The 16,158-nt window shown below is 75.4% G+C and carries 14 protein-coding genes; 9 read left to right on the forward strand and 5 right to left on the reverse strand.

Annotated features, from left to right (window positions below; all coding sequences use genetic code 11):
• Positions 1–47 precede the first annotated feature (47 nt).
• Positions 48–302 (forward strand): DUF6480 family protein, encoded by a 255-nt coding sequence (locus B9L22_RS12395; protein ID WP_043654002.1) that lies wholly within the window; start codon positions 48–50, stop codon positions 300–302.
• Here the strand turns inward: B9L22_RS12395 and B9L22_RS12400 are convergent.
• Positions 278–1,618, reverse strand: a complete 1,341-nt coding sequence (locus B9L22_RS12400) for a UDP-glucose/GDP-mannose dehydrogenase family protein (RefSeq protein ID WP_086150578.1) — start codon at positions 1,616–1,618, stop codon at positions 278–280. The genes B9L22_RS12395 and B9L22_RS12400 overlap by 25 nt on opposite strands.
• A complete protein-coding gene (locus B9L22_RS12405) occupies positions 1,615–2,658 on the reverse strand; it encodes an NAD-dependent epimerase/dehydratase family protein (RefSeq protein ID WP_086150579.1) in 1,044 nt (347 codons plus the stop codon). The genes B9L22_RS12400 and B9L22_RS12405 overlap by 4 nt, the downstream gene beginning before the upstream one ends.
• A gap of 234 nt (positions 2,659–2,892) precedes the next feature.
• Between B9L22_RS12405 and B9L22_RS12410 the strand changes: the two genes are divergently transcribed.
• On the forward strand, positions 2,893–4,233 hold the full coding sequence (locus B9L22_RS12410; RefSeq protein ID WP_086150580.1) for an APC family permease: 1,341 nt from the start codon (positions 2,893–2,895) through the stop codon (positions 4,231–4,233).
• Between the two features lie 36 nt (positions 4,234–4,269).
• Here B9L22_RS12410 and B9L22_RS12415 read toward each other — a convergent pair whose 3' ends face one another.
• The gene (locus B9L22_RS12415; protein ID WP_086150581.1) at positions 4,270–5,292 is read right to left on the reverse strand and encodes a LacI family DNA-binding transcriptional regulator; all 1,023 of its coding nucleotides are present in this window, start codon (positions 5,290–5,292) and stop codon (positions 4,270–4,272) included.
• A 175-nt stretch (positions 5,293–5,467) separates the two neighbouring features.
• Here B9L22_RS12415 and B9L22_RS12420 point away from each other — a divergent pair, with 175 nt between their 5' ends.
• From B9L22_RS12420 to B9L22_RS12440, 5 genes are all read left to right on the forward strand, one after another.
• Positions 5,468–6,211: a glutamine amidotransferase gene (locus tag B9L22_RS12420; RefSeq protein WP_086150582.1), complete on the forward strand. Its 744-nt coding sequence runs from the start codon at positions 5,468–5,470 to the stop codon at positions 6,209–6,211.
• Positions 6,211–7,131: a ribokinase gene (locus tag B9L22_RS12425; RefSeq protein WP_043653989.1), complete on the forward strand. Its 921-nt coding sequence runs from the start codon at positions 6,211–6,213 to the stop codon at positions 7,129–7,131. The genes B9L22_RS12420 and B9L22_RS12425 overlap by 1 nt, the downstream gene beginning before the upstream one ends.
• Before the next feature lie 93 nt (positions 7,132–7,224).
• Complete coding sequence (locus B9L22_RS12430) at positions 7,225–8,283, forward strand: DMT family transporter (protein ID WP_233140074.1); 1,059 nt, start codon at positions 7,225–7,227, stop codon at positions 8,281–8,283.
• The gene (locus B9L22_RS12435) at positions 8,280–9,329 is read left to right on the forward strand and encodes a phosphotriesterase (protein WP_086150584.1); all 1,050 of its coding nucleotides are present in this window, start codon (positions 8,280–8,282) and stop codon (positions 9,327–9,329) included. The genes B9L22_RS12430 and B9L22_RS12435 overlap by 4 nt, the downstream gene beginning before the upstream one ends.
• A gap of 110 nt (positions 9,330–9,439) precedes the next feature.
• Positions 9,440–10,015, forward strand: coding sequence for a CueP family metal-binding protein (locus tag B9L22_RS12440; protein WP_021483840.1), 576 nt, complete (start codon positions 9,440–9,442; stop codon positions 10,013–10,015).
• Positions 10,016–10,100: 85 nt separating this feature from the next.
• On the opposite strand, the gene B9L22_RS12445 is transcribed toward B9L22_RS12440, so the two are convergent.
• Together B9L22_RS12445 and B9L22_RS12450 are read right to left on the reverse strand one after the other, a co-directional pair.
• The gene (locus tag B9L22_RS12445; protein ID WP_143317279.1) at positions 10,101–11,906 is read right to left on the reverse strand and encodes a DUF5979 domain-containing protein; all 1,806 of its coding nucleotides are present in this window, start codon (positions 11,904–11,906) and stop codon (positions 10,101–10,103) included.
• A gap of 170 nt (positions 11,907–12,076) precedes the next feature.
• The gene (locus B9L22_RS12450) at positions 12,077–13,522 is read right to left on the reverse strand and encodes a ThuA domain-containing protein (RefSeq protein ID WP_086150586.1); all 1,446 of its coding nucleotides are present in this window, start codon (positions 13,520–13,522) and stop codon (positions 12,077–12,079) included.
• A gap of 280 nt (positions 13,523–13,802) precedes the next feature.
• Between B9L22_RS12450 and B9L22_RS12455 the strand changes: the two genes are divergently transcribed.
• Both B9L22_RS12455 and B9L22_RS12460 read left to right on the forward strand, forming a co-directional pair.
• On the forward strand, positions 13,803–14,573 hold the full coding sequence (locus B9L22_RS12455; protein WP_085387810.1) for a response regulator transcription factor: 771 nt from the start codon (positions 13,803–13,805) through the stop codon (positions 14,571–14,573).
• Positions 14,566–16,155 carry a cell wall metabolism sensor histidine kinase WalK gene (locus B9L22_RS12460; RefSeq protein ID WP_086150587.1) on the forward strand — a complete coding sequence of 530 codons (1,590 nt, stop codon included), beginning with the start codon at positions 14,566–14,568 and terminating at the stop codon, positions 16,153–16,155. The genes B9L22_RS12455 and B9L22_RS12460 overlap by 8 nt, the downstream gene beginning before the upstream one ends.
• Positions 16,156–16,158: the final 3 nt, after the last annotated feature.

Consider the following 16,158-nt stretch of genomic DNA (forward strand, 5'->3'; position numbering starts at 1 on the left):
GCACCCGCAGCGACCAAGCACCACCGCACCGACGGAAGGACCGCACCATGACCGGACCCGCCTCCCCCGACCCCGACCCGCTGGACGCCTCGCACCGCTCGTCCGCGGCCGACTTCTCGGCGAGCGGCGACGTGCAGCCCGGCGAGACCCCGCCCGCGGAGGACCAGGTGAGCGCGCCGCAGGGCCACGAGGAGCACGGCCCGCACCGGGCCGTGCCGTGGGTCTGGATCGGGGTCGTCGGCGTGGTCGCCGTCGTGACGGCCCTGTTCTTCGTGGGCTACGCCGTGGGGCTGCTCGACTGAGGTCGGGCCGCGCGCGGCGCGGCGACCCCGAGCGAGCGCACGTCCCACCCGGCGGCACGCCACCGCGCGCCGTCGACGGCGTTGCGCGCGTCCACGAGGCGCGGCGACCGCACCACGTCGGCCAGAGCACCGGGGTCGAGCTCGCGGTACTCGTCCCACTCGGTCGCGAGGACCACGACGTCGGCACCGGTCGCCGCCTCGCGCGCGTCCGCGGCGTACCCGAGCTCGGGGGCGGCCGCCTGCGCGAGCGCGAGGGCCTGCGGATCGGTGACGACGACGTCGGCCCCCTCCGCGGCGAGCGCCCGGGCCAGCGCGAGGGCGGGCGAGCTGCGCACGTCGTCGCTGTCCGGCTTGAACGCGGCGCCGAGCACCGCCACGCGTCGCCCCGCGAGCGAGCCGCCGCACGCGGTGCGCGCGAGCACGACGGCGCGCTCCCGGCAGCGGTCGTTGATGGCGTCGACCTCGTCGAGGAACGACACGGCCGGGCCGACGCCGAGCTCGCGCGCCCGGGCCGCGAACGCGCGGATGTCCTTGGGCAGGCACCCGCCCCCGAACCCCAGGCCCACGCCCAGGTACTCGCCGCCGATCCGACGGTCGAGCGCCATGGTGCCGACGAGCGCGACCGCGTCGCCGCCCGCGGCCTCGCACACCTCCGCGACCGCGTTGGCGAACGAGATCTTCGTCGCGAGGAACGCGTTGGCGGCCACCTTCGCGAGCTCCGCCGTCGCGAGGTCGGTCACGAGGCGGGGCACGCCGTCGTCGAGCAGCCGCGCGTAGACGGCGTCGAGGCGCTCGACGAGCGCGTCGCCGTCGTCGGGCACGCCGTAGACGAGCCGGTCGGGGTGCAGCGTGTCCGCGACCGCGTGCCCCTCGCGCAGGAACTCGGGGTTCCAGGCGAGCCGGACGCCGTCGGGCAGGTCCGTCGCGAGCCGGGCCGCCGTGCCGACGGGGACCGTCGACTTGCCGACCACCACCGACCCCGGGCGCAGGTGGGGGCGCAGCGCCGCGAGCGCGGCCTCGAGCTGCTGCAGGTCCGCGACGCCGCTGCCCGCCGACTGCGGCGTGCCGACGCACAGGAAGTGGACGTCGGCGACGCCGGCGCGCGCGACGTCGGTCGAGAACGTGAGCGACCCCGCCCCGCCCGGGTCGGCGAGGAGCGCGGCGAGACCCGGCTCGAAGAACGGGGCGCGACCCTCGGCGAGCGCCGTGACGCGGGCCGGGTCGACGTCGATGCCGACGACCTCGTGCCCCAGGCGCGCGAGGGCCGCCGCGTGGACCGCCCCGAGGTAGCCGCAGCCGTGCACGGAGACCCTCATGCCGGCTCACCCGCCTCGTCCGCGGCGCCGCCGTGCGCCGCACCGACCGCGACGGGCGTCTCGCCGCCGTCGGCGCGGAACCACTCGACCGTCCGGGCGAGGCCCTCGGCCCACGGCGTGCGGGCGCGCCAGCCGAGCGTGCGCTCGGCAAGGCTCGTGTCGGGCCGGCGGCGGCGCGGGTCGTCCTCGGGCAGGTCGACGTGCACGATCCCGGCGTCGCTCCCCGTCGCCGCGAGCACGTCCCGCGCGACGCGCTCCACCGTGAGCTCCGTCGGGTCGCCGAGGTTCACCGGGCCCGGGTGGTCGGTGCGCGCGAACGCGAGGATGCCCTCGACGAGGTCGTCCACGAAGCACACCGACCGGGTCTGCGACCCGTCGCCCGCGACGGTCAGCGGCTCGCCCGCGAGCGCCTGCCGCACGAACGTCGGGACCATGCGGCCGTCGTGCCCCCGCATCCGGGGCCCGTAGGTGTTGAAGATCCGCACGATCCCCGTGTCCACGCCGCGGCTGCGGCGGTACGCGGCGGTGGTCGCCTCCGCGAACCGCTTGGACTCGTCGTAGACGCTGCGCGGCCCGACGGGGTTCACGTGGCCCCAGTAGTCCTCGCGCTGCGGGTGCACCTCCGGGTCGCCGTACACCTCGGACGTCGAGGCGAGCACGAACCGCGCCCCGGCACGCTCGGCCAGCTCGAGGCCGTGGCGCGTCCCCGCCGAGCCCGCGAGCAGGGTCTCGAGCGGGAGGCGGAGGTAGTCCACGGGCGAGGCGGGCGACGCGAGGTGCAGCACGAGGTCGACCTGCTCGGGGTCGGGCACGTCGATCCCGGCGCTGACGTCTCCCTCGACGAACCGGAACCGCGGCTCGTCGCGCAGCGCGTCGAGGTTGCGGACCCGCCCGGTCGACAGGTCGTCGACGCACACGACCTCGACGCCTTGGCCCACCAACGCCTCGCACACGTGGCTGCCCACGAACCCGGCACCGCCCAGCACCACCGCGCGGCGCACGGTGCGGGCCGCGCTCGAGGTCTCCGGGGTGTCGCTCATGCTCGTCTCCTCGCGACGGAGCGCGACGCAGGCACGCGGGGACGTTCCGTCCCGCCGGTCGCGCTCGTGCGGACGGGCTCGTGGCTGGACCCGGGGCTCCCACGCTCACACGCCTCCTGTCGGCTCGCACGGCGGCTCGCACGCCGTGCCCGTGCGGGCTCGTCCGGGCGCACGTGGCGGGCGCACGGTCCGGCACCGGGCGCGAGCGATCCGGGGTCGTGGCACGGTGACGCGATGAGCGCACCGACCGCACCCCGGCAGCAGGCCACCGACCCGGACACGAAGCTGTCCCGCTCGGTCGGGGGACGGCTCCTGTACCTCTTCATCCTCGGCGACGTGCTCGGCGCGGGCGTCTACGCGCTCGTCGGCGAGATGGCCGGCGAGGTGGGCGGCGCCGTCTGGCTGCCGCTCCTCGTCGCCCTCGGCCTCGCCCTGCTGACCGCCGGGTCGTACGCCGAGCTCGTGACCAAGTACCCGCAGGCCGGCGGCGCGGCCGTGTTCGCGGACCGCGCGTTCCGCAGCCCGCTCGTGTCGTTCCTCGTCGGGTTCTCCATGCTCGCCGCAGGCGTGACGAGCGCCGCGGGCCTCTCCCTGGCCTTCGCCGGCGACTACTTCGCGACGTTCGTCGACGCCCCCGACCGCCTCGTGGCCGTGCTGTTCCTCGCCGTCGTGGCCGCGCTCAACGCGCGCGGCATCAAGGAGTCGCTGCGCGCCAACGTCGCGATGACCGCGATCGAGCTGTCCGGGCTCGTGCTCGTCGTCGTGCTCGCCGCCGTCGTGCTGGGGCGCGGCGAGGGGTCGCCGGGCCGCGTCACGCAGTTCGCGGAGGGCACGACGCCGGCGCTCGCCGTCCTCGCGGCCGCCATCCTCGCGTACTACTCGTTCGTCGGGTTCGAGACGTCGGCGAACCTCGCCGAGGAGGTCCGCGACGTGCGCCGCACCTACCCGCGCGCGCTGTTCGGCGCGCTCGTCACCGCGGGCGTCGTCTACGTCGCGGTGGGCGTCGCCGCGGTCGCGGTCGTCGACCCCGAGACGCTCGCCGGCTCGACCGGGCCCCTGCTCGAGGTCGTCGACGCGGAGGGGTCGGTGCCCGCCTGGGTGTTCTCCCTCGTGGCGCTGATCGCCGTCGCGAACGGGGCGCTGCTCACGATGATCATGGCGAGCCGGCTCGCGTACGGCATGGCCGAGCAGGGCCTGCTCCCGGCCACGCTCGGGCGCGTGCTCCCCCGGCGCCGCACGCCGTGGGTCGCGATCGTCGTGACGACCGTGGTCGCGATGGGGCTCGTGTTCACGGGCGACGTCGCGGGCCTCGCCGAGACCGTCGTGCTGCTCCTGCTGCTCGTGTTCGCCTCGACGAACGTCGCGGTCCTCGTGCTGCGCCGCGACCCGGTCGACGCGCCGCACTTCCGCGTCGCGACGGTCGTGCCGGTGCTGGGCGTGGCGTCGTGCGTCCTGCTCCTGACGCAGCAGGACGCCGTGACGTGGCTGCGCGCGGGCATCCTGCTCGCCGTCGGCGCGGTGCTGTACGTCGTGATGCGCTGGACCCGCCGGGCCGCGGACGCGCGCGCGGCGTAGCGACCGCTCGCGACCGCCGGTGCGCGAGCCGCCGCGCTACGCGTCCGCGGGCCGGGCGACCGAGCCGCGCACGACGAGGTGCAGCGGCAGCACGGTGCGCGCGGGCGGGACCGCGGGCGGGGTGCCGGTCATCGAGCGCTCGATCGCGTCCATCGCGGCGAGCGCGAGCGCCGCGACGGGCTGCTCCAGCGTCGTGAGCTTGGGGCGCAGCCACTGGCCGACGCGGATGCCGTCGCACCCGACGACCGAGAGGTCCTCGGGGATGGAGATGCCGTGCAGCTCGGCGGCGCCCAGCATCCCGACGGCCACGATGTCGCTGCCGACGAACACGGCCGTCGGCGCGTTCCCGGGCCGCGTGAGGTAGGGGAACGTCGAGGCGCCGAACTGCTCGGTGTACGGGCCGTGGCGCACGAGGTCCGGGTCGACGTCGAGGCCGGCGTCGTGCATCGCGTCGACGTAGCCGCGCAGGCGGTCCTGGGTCGTGGACAGCTCCGCGGGCCCGGCGACGTGGGCGATGCGCCGGTGCCCCTGCTGCACGAGGTAGCTCGTGGCCTGGTAGGCGCCGCCGTAGTTGTCGACGGTGATCGTCTCGACGGGCAGGTCGAGATCGACCTCCTCGTCGATGACGACGACGGGCAGCCCGTCCGCGACGGCGCGCGCGAGCCGGTCGTCGGTGCGGGACATCCCCACGTAGACGATGCCGCCGAGCGAGCCGTCGCTCGCGAGGAGCTGGCCCAGGCCGGACTCGGCGTCGCCGTGCCGCGTCGACAGCGCGACGACGAGCGGGACGCGGCGATCGCCCGCGAGGCGCGCGACCTCCTCGGCGAGGGCGGTGAAGAACGGGTTGACGAAGTCGGGCACGACGAGCGCGACCACCCCGGTGCGGCGCTCGTCGTCGCGCGCGGCGGGACCGGGCGCGGGGACGACGTACCCCACCTCGCGGACCGCGGCGTCGATCCGCGCCGCCGTCTCGGGCTGGACGTTGAGCTGCCCGCGCAGGTAGCGCGACGCCGTCGAGGCCGACACGCCGGCACGTTGCGCAACACGCGTGAGCGTCATGGCTCCCCTTCCTCGGGGCGGTCCCCCAGATCTCCTGCACTCTACCGGGAGCGTCGGGCCGCGCACGGTGTTGACAGCCGCGCCGCTCGCCCCCTACGGTCTTGCGCAACGCTACACAACGTTGCGCAACGTCGTCGAGGACGTCGCCGCGCGACCTGATCGCAAGGAGGCCGGGATGAGCCGGGTTCTGCTCGCCGGGGAGTCGTGGATCAACGCGACCACCGACTACAAGGGGTACGACGCGTTCCCCCACGCCCAGCTCGAGATCGGGTGCGCGCGCCTGCTCGAGGCGCTGGCCGCCGAGGGCCACGAGGTCACGCACCTGCCCTCGCACCTCGTCGCCGAGGAGTTCCCCTCCACGCTCGACGAGCTCGACGCCTACGACGTCGTGATCCTGTCCGACATCGGCGCCAACTCGCTCCTGCTCCCGCCGGTCGTGTTCTCCCAGGGGCGCCCGTTCCCGAACCGGCTCAAGCTCCTCGCCGAGTGGGTCCGCCGCGGCGGCGGCCTCATGATGGCCGGCGGCTACCTCAGCTTCCAGGGCTTCCAGGCCAAGGCCAACTACCACGGCACCGCGGTCGAGGCCGTCCTGCCCGTCGACATCCTCCCGTACGACGACCGCGAGGAGACCCCCGAGGGCATCGGCGGCACCCTGACCGACGTCGAGCACCCCGTCACCGCCGGCCTCGACCGCGAGTGGCCGATCCTCCTCGGCTACCAGCGCCTCACCACCAAGGCCGACGCGACCGTCCTCGCCACCATCGAGGGCCGCCCGCTCGTCGCCGTCCGCACCGAGGGCGAGGGGCGCACGCTCGCGTTCGCCTCCGACATCTCCCCGCACTGGGCCCCGCGCGAGTTCATGGACTGGGCCGGCTACGGCCCGCTGTTCGGCCAGGCCGTCACCTGGCTCGCGGGCTGATGACGCCCGAGGTGGTGGTCGTCGGCAGCCTGAACATGGACCTCAGGCTGACCGTCGACCGCCTGCCCCGCTCGGGCGAGACCGTCTCCGCGACGGGTCTCGTCCGCTCCCCCGGCGGCAAGGGCGCCAACCAGGCGGTCGCCGCCGCCCGGCTCGGCCGCCGCGTCGCCATGGTCGGCGCCGTCGGCGACGACGACGACGGCCGCGCGATCCGCCGCCGCCTCGCCGTCGAGGGCCTCGTCCTCGACGGCCTCGCGACGGCGGACCGCCCCACCGGCGTCGCCGTCGTGCTGTGGGAGCAGCCCGAGTCGACGATCGTCATCGAGCCCGGCGCGAACGCCGTCGTCGACGAGGCGTTCGTCACCGAGCGCGCCGACCTCGTCCGCGACGCGGCCGCCGTCCTGTGCCAGTGCGAGACGCCGCTCGGCGCCCTGCGCGCCGTCGCCGCCACCGCGACGGGCACCACGGTGCTCAACCCGGCGCCCGCCGTCCCGCTGCCCGCCCCCGTGCGCGCCGCGTTCCGGGTGCTCGTGCCCAACCGGTTCGAGCTCGCGACCCTCGTCGGCGCGAGCGACGAGCCCGTCGGCACCGACGCCGTGCTCGCCATGGTCCGCGCGCTCGACCACCCCGGGGACGTCGTCGTCACCCTCGGGGCCGACGGCGCGCTCGTCGTCCCCGCGGGAGGAGCACCCGTCACCGTCCCGGCGGAGCGCGTCGACGCCGTCGACACGACCGCCGCCGGCGACTCGTTCTGCGCGGCGCTCGCGGACGGCCTCCTCCACGGCGGCGACCTCGTCGAGTCCGCCCGCTGGGCGGCGCACGTCGCCGCCTCCACCACCACCCGCCACGGCGCCGTCGACTCCCTGCCGCGCGCCACCGACCTGGCCCCCGAGGGCACCAGGATTCCGCTCCACAGCTAAGTCCGACGTACCGTCGGAGGAAGGCACGGTCACGCAATGAAGCACACCACGCCGGCGACCACCGGTTCCCCGTCCGGCACTCAGGGAGGTGCTGTGAGCCCGTCAGCCCGCCGCAGCAGGGTCAAGGACACCGCGACCGCCCTGCTCGTCGTCGCGACCGTCCTCGCGGGGGCCCTCGGCCCCATGCAGGCGGCCGTCAACGGCCAGCTGGGCAAGACGATCGGCGACGGGCACGCCGCCGCCCTCATCTCGTTCGGGACCGGCCTGGTCCTCATGTTCGTCGTCGTGTTCGCGCGCCCCGCGACCCGACGCGAGGCGCTCGCGATCCCCGGCCTGATCCGCTCGCGCACCATCCCGTGGTGGAACTACCTCGCGGGCCTGTGCGGGGCCGTCATCGTCCTGTCCGAGGGCGTGACCGTCGGCGTCCTCGGCGTCGCGACGTTCCAGATCTCGCTCATCTCCGGCCTCGTCATCTCGGGCGTCATCTGCGACCGCCTGGGCGTCACGGCGTCCGTCAAGCAGCCGCTCACCACCACGCGCCTGCTCGGCGCGGCGCTCGCCATCGCGGCGACCGTCGTCGTCATCTCGCCGAGCTTCTCCGTGCCGCACACGATCGTCCTCGCGATCATGCCGTTCGTGGGCGGTCTGCTCGCGGGCTGGCAGCCTGCCGGCAACGCGGCCGTCGCCGACGTCACCGGGTCGATGCTCGTCTCGATCGGCTGGAACTTCCTCGTGGGCTTCACCGCCCTGCTGATCGCCTACCTCGTGCGCGCGGCCGTGGGCGGCGTCGACTTCCAGCTCCCGAGCGAGTGGTGGATGTACCTGGGCGGCCCGCTCGGCCTGCTGTCCATCGCGCTCATGGCGCTGCTCGTGCGCGGCCTCGGGCTGCTCCTGCTCGGCCTCGCCTCGGTCGCGGGCCAGCTCGTCGGCTCGCTCGTCCTCGACGCCGCGATCCCCGCGCTCGGCCACACCGTGCACGTGGCGACCGTCATCGGCACGGTCATCGCGCTCGTCGCCGCCGGGATCGGCATGATCCCGTCCGGCAAGGCCGCGCACGCCGACGGCCCGGACGGACCCGGCCCGGACGGCTCCGACGCGGGCGTCGCGGCGGCCGTCGCGGGCGGCGAGGCCGGCGAGACGAGCGCGCGATGAGCGTCACGCCCGCCGGCCACGTCCAGACGGTCACCGGCCGTGCCGCGGCCGCGGACCTCGGCCTCACGCTCCCCCACGAGCACCTCTTCAACGACCTGTCCGGCGTGCTCGACCCTCCGAGCTACCGCTTCTCCGAGGCGGTCGTCGAGGCCCCGGTCTCCGCGTCGGTCGCGTGGGCGCTGCGCCAGGACCCGTACTGCTGCGCGGACAACATCGCCGACAAGCCGGTCGCCGCGGTCGCGGCGGAGCTCGAGAGCTTCGCCGCGCTGGGCGGGCGCACGATCGTCGACGCGACGTCGAGCGCCGCGATCGGGCGCAACCCCGAGCGCCTCGCGGAGGTCGCGCGCCGCACGGGCCTGCACGTGGTCGCGGGCTGCGGCGCGTACCTCGAGAAGTTCGAGGGCGACCGCATCGCCGCCGCGGCCGTGGACGCCCAGGCGGACGCGATCGTCGCGGAGCTCGCCGACGGGATCGGCGGGACCGGCGTGCGGCCCGGCATCATCGGCGAGATCGGCGTCTCGCCGTCGTTCACGCCGGGCGAGGCCGCGTCGCTGCGCGCCGCGGCCCTCGCGCAACGCGAGCACCCGCACGTCGCGCTCCAGGTGCACCTGCCCGGCTGGCAGCGCCGCGCGCACGAGGTGCTCGACCTCGTGCTCGACGAGGTGGGCGTGCGCCCGGAGAAGGTCGTGCTGTGCCACATGGACCCGTCCGCCGACGACCCGGGCTACCAGCGCTCCGTGGCCGAGCGCGGCGTCTGGCTCGAGTTCGACATGGTCGGCATGGACATCACCTTCCCGAAGGAGGGCGTGTCCCCCGACCCGCACACGACCGCGACCGCGGTGCAGCGCCTCGTCGAGGCCGGCCACGCGGGCCAGGTGCTGCTCAGCCACGACGTGTTCCTCAAGCAGATGTGGGTGCAGCACGGCGGCAACGGGTTCGCCTACGTCCCGACGGTGTTCACCGAGATGCTCGCCGCGCGCGGGGTGCCGCGCGACCTGCTCGCGCGCCTCACGCACGACAACCCGGTGGCGATGCTCACCGCGTGACGCGACGCCGTCCGCCACCCGCACGGCCGGGGCCCGCCAGGGTCCCGGCCGTCGGCGCGCCCGGGACCTCCGGCCCTGGTCACGGCGTCGGGCTCTGAGAGGATCGGCGCATGAGACGACGTGCCCTCCCGACCCTCGTGGCCGCCGTGGCCGCCACCGCCCTCGTGCTCGCCGGCTGCTCCGGCGGGTCCCCGGAGCCCTCCGCGCTGGACGCCCTGCTCGACCGCCACGACCTCACCGGGCTCAGCGGCCAGGAGGTCGTCGACCGCCTGGAAGGGCTCGAGACCGCCGACCGGCCGACCGACCTCGTGGCCTCCGTCCGCGCGGCGGAGCTCGTGCTCGCCGACGAGTCGTACGAGACCACGGTCCCGCTGCCCGAGGACACGTTCTACCTCTCGGTCGCGCCCTTCGTGGACGAGACGCACGAGTGCTTCTACCACTCGCTCACCACGTGCCAGGGCGAACTCGCGGGCGAGCCGGTCTCGGTGACCGTGGTCGACGCGGCCACCGGCGACGTGCTCGTCGAGGAGGACACGACGCTCGGCGCCAACGGGTTCGTGGGCTACTGGCTCCCGCGTGACGTCGACGCGGAGCTGCGCGTCGAGCACGACGGCCGGGTCGGCACCACGACCGTCTCGACGCGCGACGACGACCCCACCTGCCTCACGACCCTCCAGCTCGCCTGACGCGCGACCGGCGCCCCGGCGTCGTCACGGCGAGGCGTGCTCACCGTGACGACCCCGGTGACGACGCCGGGGCGCCACGGTCGCCTCAGCCGCGGGCGTGGCGCCGCACGACGACGGCGCCGGCCGCCACGAGCAGCGCCGCGACGAGGACGGCGGCGCCGAGCCCGGCCCCGGTCGTCGCCAGGCCTCCGGTCGGCGGCGTCGCCGCGGTGCCCGGCCGCTGCCCCTGGGAACCGGGCACGTCCGCGGTGTTCGTCAGCACGACCTCGACCGTCGTCCCGTCCCCGACGACGACGCGCGCGGAGCCGTCGTCGAGCACCTCGACCCCGTCGCCCGCGAACGCCGGCGCCCGCCACGCGACGCCGTCGAGGGCCGCTGGAGCCGCCTCGGCGAGCGTGACGACCGTCCCGGCCGGCAGGTCCGGGAGCACCTCGGTGCCGCCGTCCGTGAGCACGAGCTCGCCGGTCACCTCGCCCTCGGGCCCGTCGTACGCGTAGGCGACCGGGTACGTGGTCCCCTCCGGCACCGCCGACGCGGCGGGCCCCGTCACGCGCTTGGTCACGGCCACCCCGCCGACGTGCGCGTCGAAGGTGTTCGTCGCGACGACGTCGATCGTCGCGGGCGACGCCGCCGTCACCTCGATCGGCCCCGCGGGGGCGAAGGCCACGCGGTCCGCGCCGCCGTCGTCGGTCTCGGTCAGGGAGCACACGGACCCGACCGACACGCCCGTGAACGTCGTGCTCGCGCCCGCCTGGACGGTGGCCGAGCGCGGGAAGCCGGCGAGCGCCTCGCCCTGCGCGCCCGTGCAGACGAGCTCGAACGCGAACGGTCCCGTCACGCCCTGCGCCGCGTCGCCGTCGACGCGCTTGGCGAGCCGGATCGTGCGCACGCCCTCGCCCCCGCCCGTGCCGCCGGCGCCCGCGTACTCCGCCGACGCCACCACGTCGCCGGACGCCAGACCCGTGACGGTGTTCTCGTAGCGGTCGCCGTCGCGCGCGTCGGCCGGGACCGTCGTCGCGTAGGACAGCACGTAGACGTGGTCGGCGCCGTGAGCGCCCGGCACGCTGAACCGGAACTGGTTCGCGCCCGGCCCCGCCTCGACGACGTAGTCCGCCGGGTCCAGCCAGAAGCCCGAGCCCCAGAAGTCGCCGTCGTCCCACCGGTCGACGGGCACCGCGAGCACGCCGACGCTGTCCTCGACGAGCGTCAGGCGGGGGTCGAACGTGTCCGTGAGCACAACCGGGGACCCGTCCGGGCCCGTGAGGAACTGCCCGGGCACGTACACGTCCCAGCGCACGACGCCCGCGGCGCGGTCGTACCAGCCGCCCTTGACCGGCGAGGTGGGCGGCTGCCAGCCGCCGCCGCCCTCGCCCTCCCCGATGCCGCCGGGGACGTCGACGCGGATCTCCACGCCGCCGCCCGTGGTGAACACGAGCACCTCCGCGTCGCTCGTCTCCGTCACCTGGGCCCAGAAGTAGACCGTCCCGCCGACGCCCGTGTGGTCGAGGACGTACTCACCGAGCGTGCACAGGAACTGCGTCTCGTCGACGGTGCACGTGCCGACCACCGCGCCCGCCGGGTCCGTCAGCTCGAACGTGTCGGCGAACCCGGCGACGCGCGGGCTCGTGGGCAGCGCGAGACGGAACGTGTCGCCCGGGCGCGCGTCGTCGGGCACCGCCCACGTGGCGTCGAGACGGATCGAGTCCCCCTGGTGGATCGCACCGGTGGGGCGGGTGATCTCGACGCCGGTGATGGCGTCGAGCTCGGCGGCGCTCGCGGTCGTCGGGACGGCGGCGAGGCCGAGCACGGCCAGCAGCAGCGTGACGGCGGCCGCGAGGGCGCGGCGCACGGGTCGGCCGCGGTGGCGCGGGGGTCGGGCGGTGGGGGGCACGGGTTTCTCCTTCACTCCTGGACGGTCGTCCAGGAGTGAAGGACGCGGTGCGGCGCGGATCATCACGCGGAGTGCGCGAGATCACACCTCGCCCACCGCCCGCCCCGCGCACGACGACGCCCGCCGCACCGGGGTGCGACGGGCGTCGTGCCTGCTGGGCCGGGGAGGCGTCAGGCGGTCCCGCTGAAGTCGACCACGAGCTCCTCGGTGACCGTCTCACCGTCGCGCTCGGCGGTGGCGGTGACCGTCACCTGCCCCGCCGGCACCTCGACGAGGCGCGTCGCGAAGGCCTGGTAGGCGTTCTTGGTCGGCGCGACGGCCGCGAACTCCTTGGTCCCGTACGGCGTGGTGACCGTGAGGTCCACGGCCGTGTCGTCCTGGTTGACCACCCGGACCGCGAGGTACTGCTTGCCGCCCATGGTGCGCAGCTCGGCCTCGGCCGAGAGGTCGAGCGCGGGGCCGTCGTCGACGAGGGCCGACTGCCAGTCGACGAGGTCGTCGATCTTCGTGCCGAGCAGCGCGCGGTCGCCCGCCGCCGCCGACAGGTGGTCGACGAGCGAGCGCGCGCCGCCGAGCACCTGGACGGCCGTCGCGGGGTCGTCCGCGTCGGCCGCGCTGCGTGCGCTGCCGAGCAGCGACGAGATCGCACCCGCGATGACGCCGTCGCCGACCGCGGACGTGTTCAGGCCCGCCACGAGCTCGTCGACCTCGCCGAAGGTGACGCAGTTGCCGCCGCCCTCGACGACGCCCGCGGTCCACTCGACGCCCTTGAGGACGTGCCCGAGGAACAGCGGGTCGGTCCACGAGGCGTCGGTGTGCCCGGCGCCCTCGTACCAGGAGCGACCGCCCTCGAAGTTCTGGCACCACGCGATCGGGTGGTCCTCGCCCATCGCGTTGTTGCCCGGGTTGTACGTCGACTCGTCGAGCGTGATGAGGACGTGGACGTCCTCGCGCGGGTTGGTCGTGTAGTTGTACCACTCGTCGAACCGCTCCCAGACGGCGGGCAGGTGCGCCGTCGAGGGGTGGCCCGGGCTCTCGACGCGCATCGTCGCCGTCTGCTGCTGCGGGTGGCTGACGAACCGCGCGCCGCCGCCCGTGAGCTGGCTGTACCAGGGCACGGTGTGCATCGTGTCCGTCGCCGCGTGCAGGCCCACGAACCCGCCGCCGCCCCGGATGTAGCCCTGGAACGCGGCGAGCTCGGCGTCGTCCAGGAGGCGCGGCGTGGCCGGGTTGAGGGAGTTGGTGTTGTCGACCGGCGACGCGAAGACGATGGTCGCGTACTGCGCGAGGTCCTCGGCGCTCGTGAACGGCGAGGAGTCCATCGTCAGGTCGGGCTGGCCGGGCGAGCCGCTGCCCCACCACCCCGCCGAGCTGTTCGGCGGGTCCCACACGTCGACCGTGAAGCCGTTCTCGGCGCCGAGCTCGATGAGCGCGCGCGTGGTGTCGTCGATGTGCGAGTGGCGGAAGCCGAGCGTCTCGCCCACGACGAGGATCTTGTAGTCCTCCTCGTCGGCGGCCGCCGGGCCCGCGGTCATGAGCGTGGCACCGCCCACGAGCGGCAGCGCGGCGGCCGCAGCCACCGCCCGCCGGAACGTCATGCCGCTGAACAAATCCATGCGTGCTTCTCCCTCGTCGTCGAGAGCGCGAGCCGGAGGGTCGCCGACGGCGACCCCACGGGGCGACGCGCGCACTCCTGCGTGCGTGGACGTCGGCTGCTGCCGATGCAGCGAGTTTCGACGGCAGGCGCACAAAAGTCAAGGTTTCAACGACTCGCGACTACGGTTTCTCACCCCGGCCCGCGGCGCGCGTCGGACGGGGACCGGGCCGGCCTCGGGGCACAGCGAGCGCACAGGGTCACCACAGGCACGCCTCCGCGTCCCGCGCGACCCTGGGAGCATGACCGCAGCCCCCGCCCCCGTCGGCCGCCCGGACCAGCCGCGCCTCACGCGCCCGGACGGCTCCCCCGTCCGCGTGCTCGTGGTCGACGACGAGCCGAACCTCGCCGAGCTGCTCACCTCGGCGCTGCGGTACGAGGGCTGGGACGTCTCCACCGCGCTCGACGGGCACACCGCGATCCGCACCGCGCGGGAGACCGGGCCGGACGTCGTCGTGCTCGACGTCATGCTCCCCGACATGGACGGGCTCACCGTCCTGCGCCGCCTGCGCGAGCGCGACGCCGACGTGCCCGTGCTGTTCCTCACCGCGCGCGACGCCGTCGAGGACCGCGTCGCCGGGCTCACCGCGGGCGGCGACGACTACGTGACCAAGCCGTTCAGCCTGGAAGAGGTCGTCGCCCGGCTGCGCGGGCTGCTGCGCCGCGGCGGCGCCACCGCCCAGCGCGAGGACTCCGTGCTCGTCGTCGGCGACCTCGAGCTCGACGAGGACGCGCACGAGGTGCGGCGCGGGGGCGAGGAGATCCGGCTCACCGCGACCGAGTTCGAGCTCCTGCGGTACCTCATGCGCAACCCGCGCCGCGTGCTGTCCAAGGCGCAGATCCTCGACCGCGTCTGGAACTACGACTTCGGCGGCCAGGCCAACATCGTCGAGCTCTACGTCTCCTACCTGCGCCGCAAGATCGACAAGGGCCGCGCGCCCATGATCCACACGCTGCGCGGCGTCGGGTACGTGCTCAAGCCCGCCGCCGACGCGGAGAGCGCCCGTGCGTGACCTCGGCACGACCCGCCCGACCGCCACCGGCAGGGAGCGGCGGCCCACCGCGCTGCGCCGGCGCCTCGTGCTCGTGCTCGCGACCGTCGTGCTGCTCGTCACCGTCGGGCTCGCCGTCGCGTCCGCCGTCGTGCTGCGCACCCAGCTCGTGGCCCAGGTCGACCACGATCTGCGCCAGGCGAGCGACCGGCTCGCCCACGGCCCCGCGCAGCCCCCGGACGGCACCGGCGACGCGTCCGGGCCGGAGCCCGGCGGTCCCGACGACCCGTCACGCTTCCCCGCGGGCACCGGCCCCGGCAGCGCCGTGCTGCGGTACGACGGCGGCGAGCTCGTCCTCGCGGAGTACGTCACCCCGGACCTCCAGCGCGTGACGCTCGACGACACCCAGGTCGCGGCGCTCGAGAACGTCCCCGCCGACGGCGCCGCGCACGACGTCGACCTCCCCGACCTCGGGTCGTTCCGCGCCGTGCACCGCACCACCGCGGACGGGCAGCCCGTCGTCGTCGCGTCGAGCACCGCCCAGGTCGACGCGACGGTCGAGAGCTACGTGCTCGTCGAGGCCGCGCTCGGCGCGGCCGGGGTCCTCGCGGCCGTGCTCCTCGGCACCTGGCTCGTGCGGCGCTCGCTGCGCCCGCTCGACGACGTCGCCGCCGCTGCGGGCCGTGTCTCCGAGCTCGAGCTCGCGCAGGGCGAGATCGACGCCATCCCCCGCGTCCCGGACGACCTCACCGACGAGCGCACGGAGGTCGGCCAGGTGGGCGCCGCGCTCAACCGGATGCTCGAGAACGTCGAGACCTCGCTCCAGGCGCGCCACGACTCCGAGACCCAGGTGCGGCGGTTCGTCGCCGACGCGAGCCACGAGCTGCGCACGCCCCTCGCCTCCATCCGCGGGTACGCGGAGCTCGTGCGCCGCTCCCCCGACGACGTGCCGCCCGCGACCGCGCGCTCGCTCGACCGCATCGAGGCCGAGGCCGTGCGCATGACCGGCCTCGTCGAGGACCTGCTGCTCCTCGCCCGGCTCGACGCCGGCCGCCCGCTCGACCGCGCGCCCGTCGACCTCGCCGTGCTCGCCGTGGACGCCGTCACGGACGCGCACGCCGCGGGACCCGACCACGAGTGGGCGCTCGACCTGCCCGGCGCGGACGACCTCGACGTCGACCCGGCGTCCGGCGCCCCGGACCCGGACGACCTGCCGGACGACGCCGTCGACCTGGAGGTGACCGGCGACGAGGCCAGCCTGCGCCAGGTCCTGGCCAACCTCCTCGCCAACGCCCGCACGCACACCCCGCCCGGCACGCACGTGGACGTCCGGCTCACCGCGGACGCCGACGCCGTCGTGCTCGCCGTCGCCGACGACGGGCCCGGCATCCCCGCGGCCCTGCGGCCGACGCTCCTGCGCCGCTTCACGCGCGGGGACGACGCCCGCAACCGCACCGGCGGCTCCACGGGCCTCGGGCTCGCGATCGTCGACGCGATCGTCACCGCCCACGGCGGCACGATCACGGTGACCTCCACGACGGCGGACGAGCCCGGCCCTACCGGCACCACCGTCGCGGTCCGCCTCCCCCGAAACCACCCCTGACCG

The organism is Cellulosimicrobium sp. KWT-B (assembly GCF_002127155.1).
Taxonomy (GTDB): Bacteria; Actinomycetota; Actinomycetes; order Actinomycetales; family Cellulomonadaceae; genus Cellulosimicrobium; species Cellulosimicrobium funkei.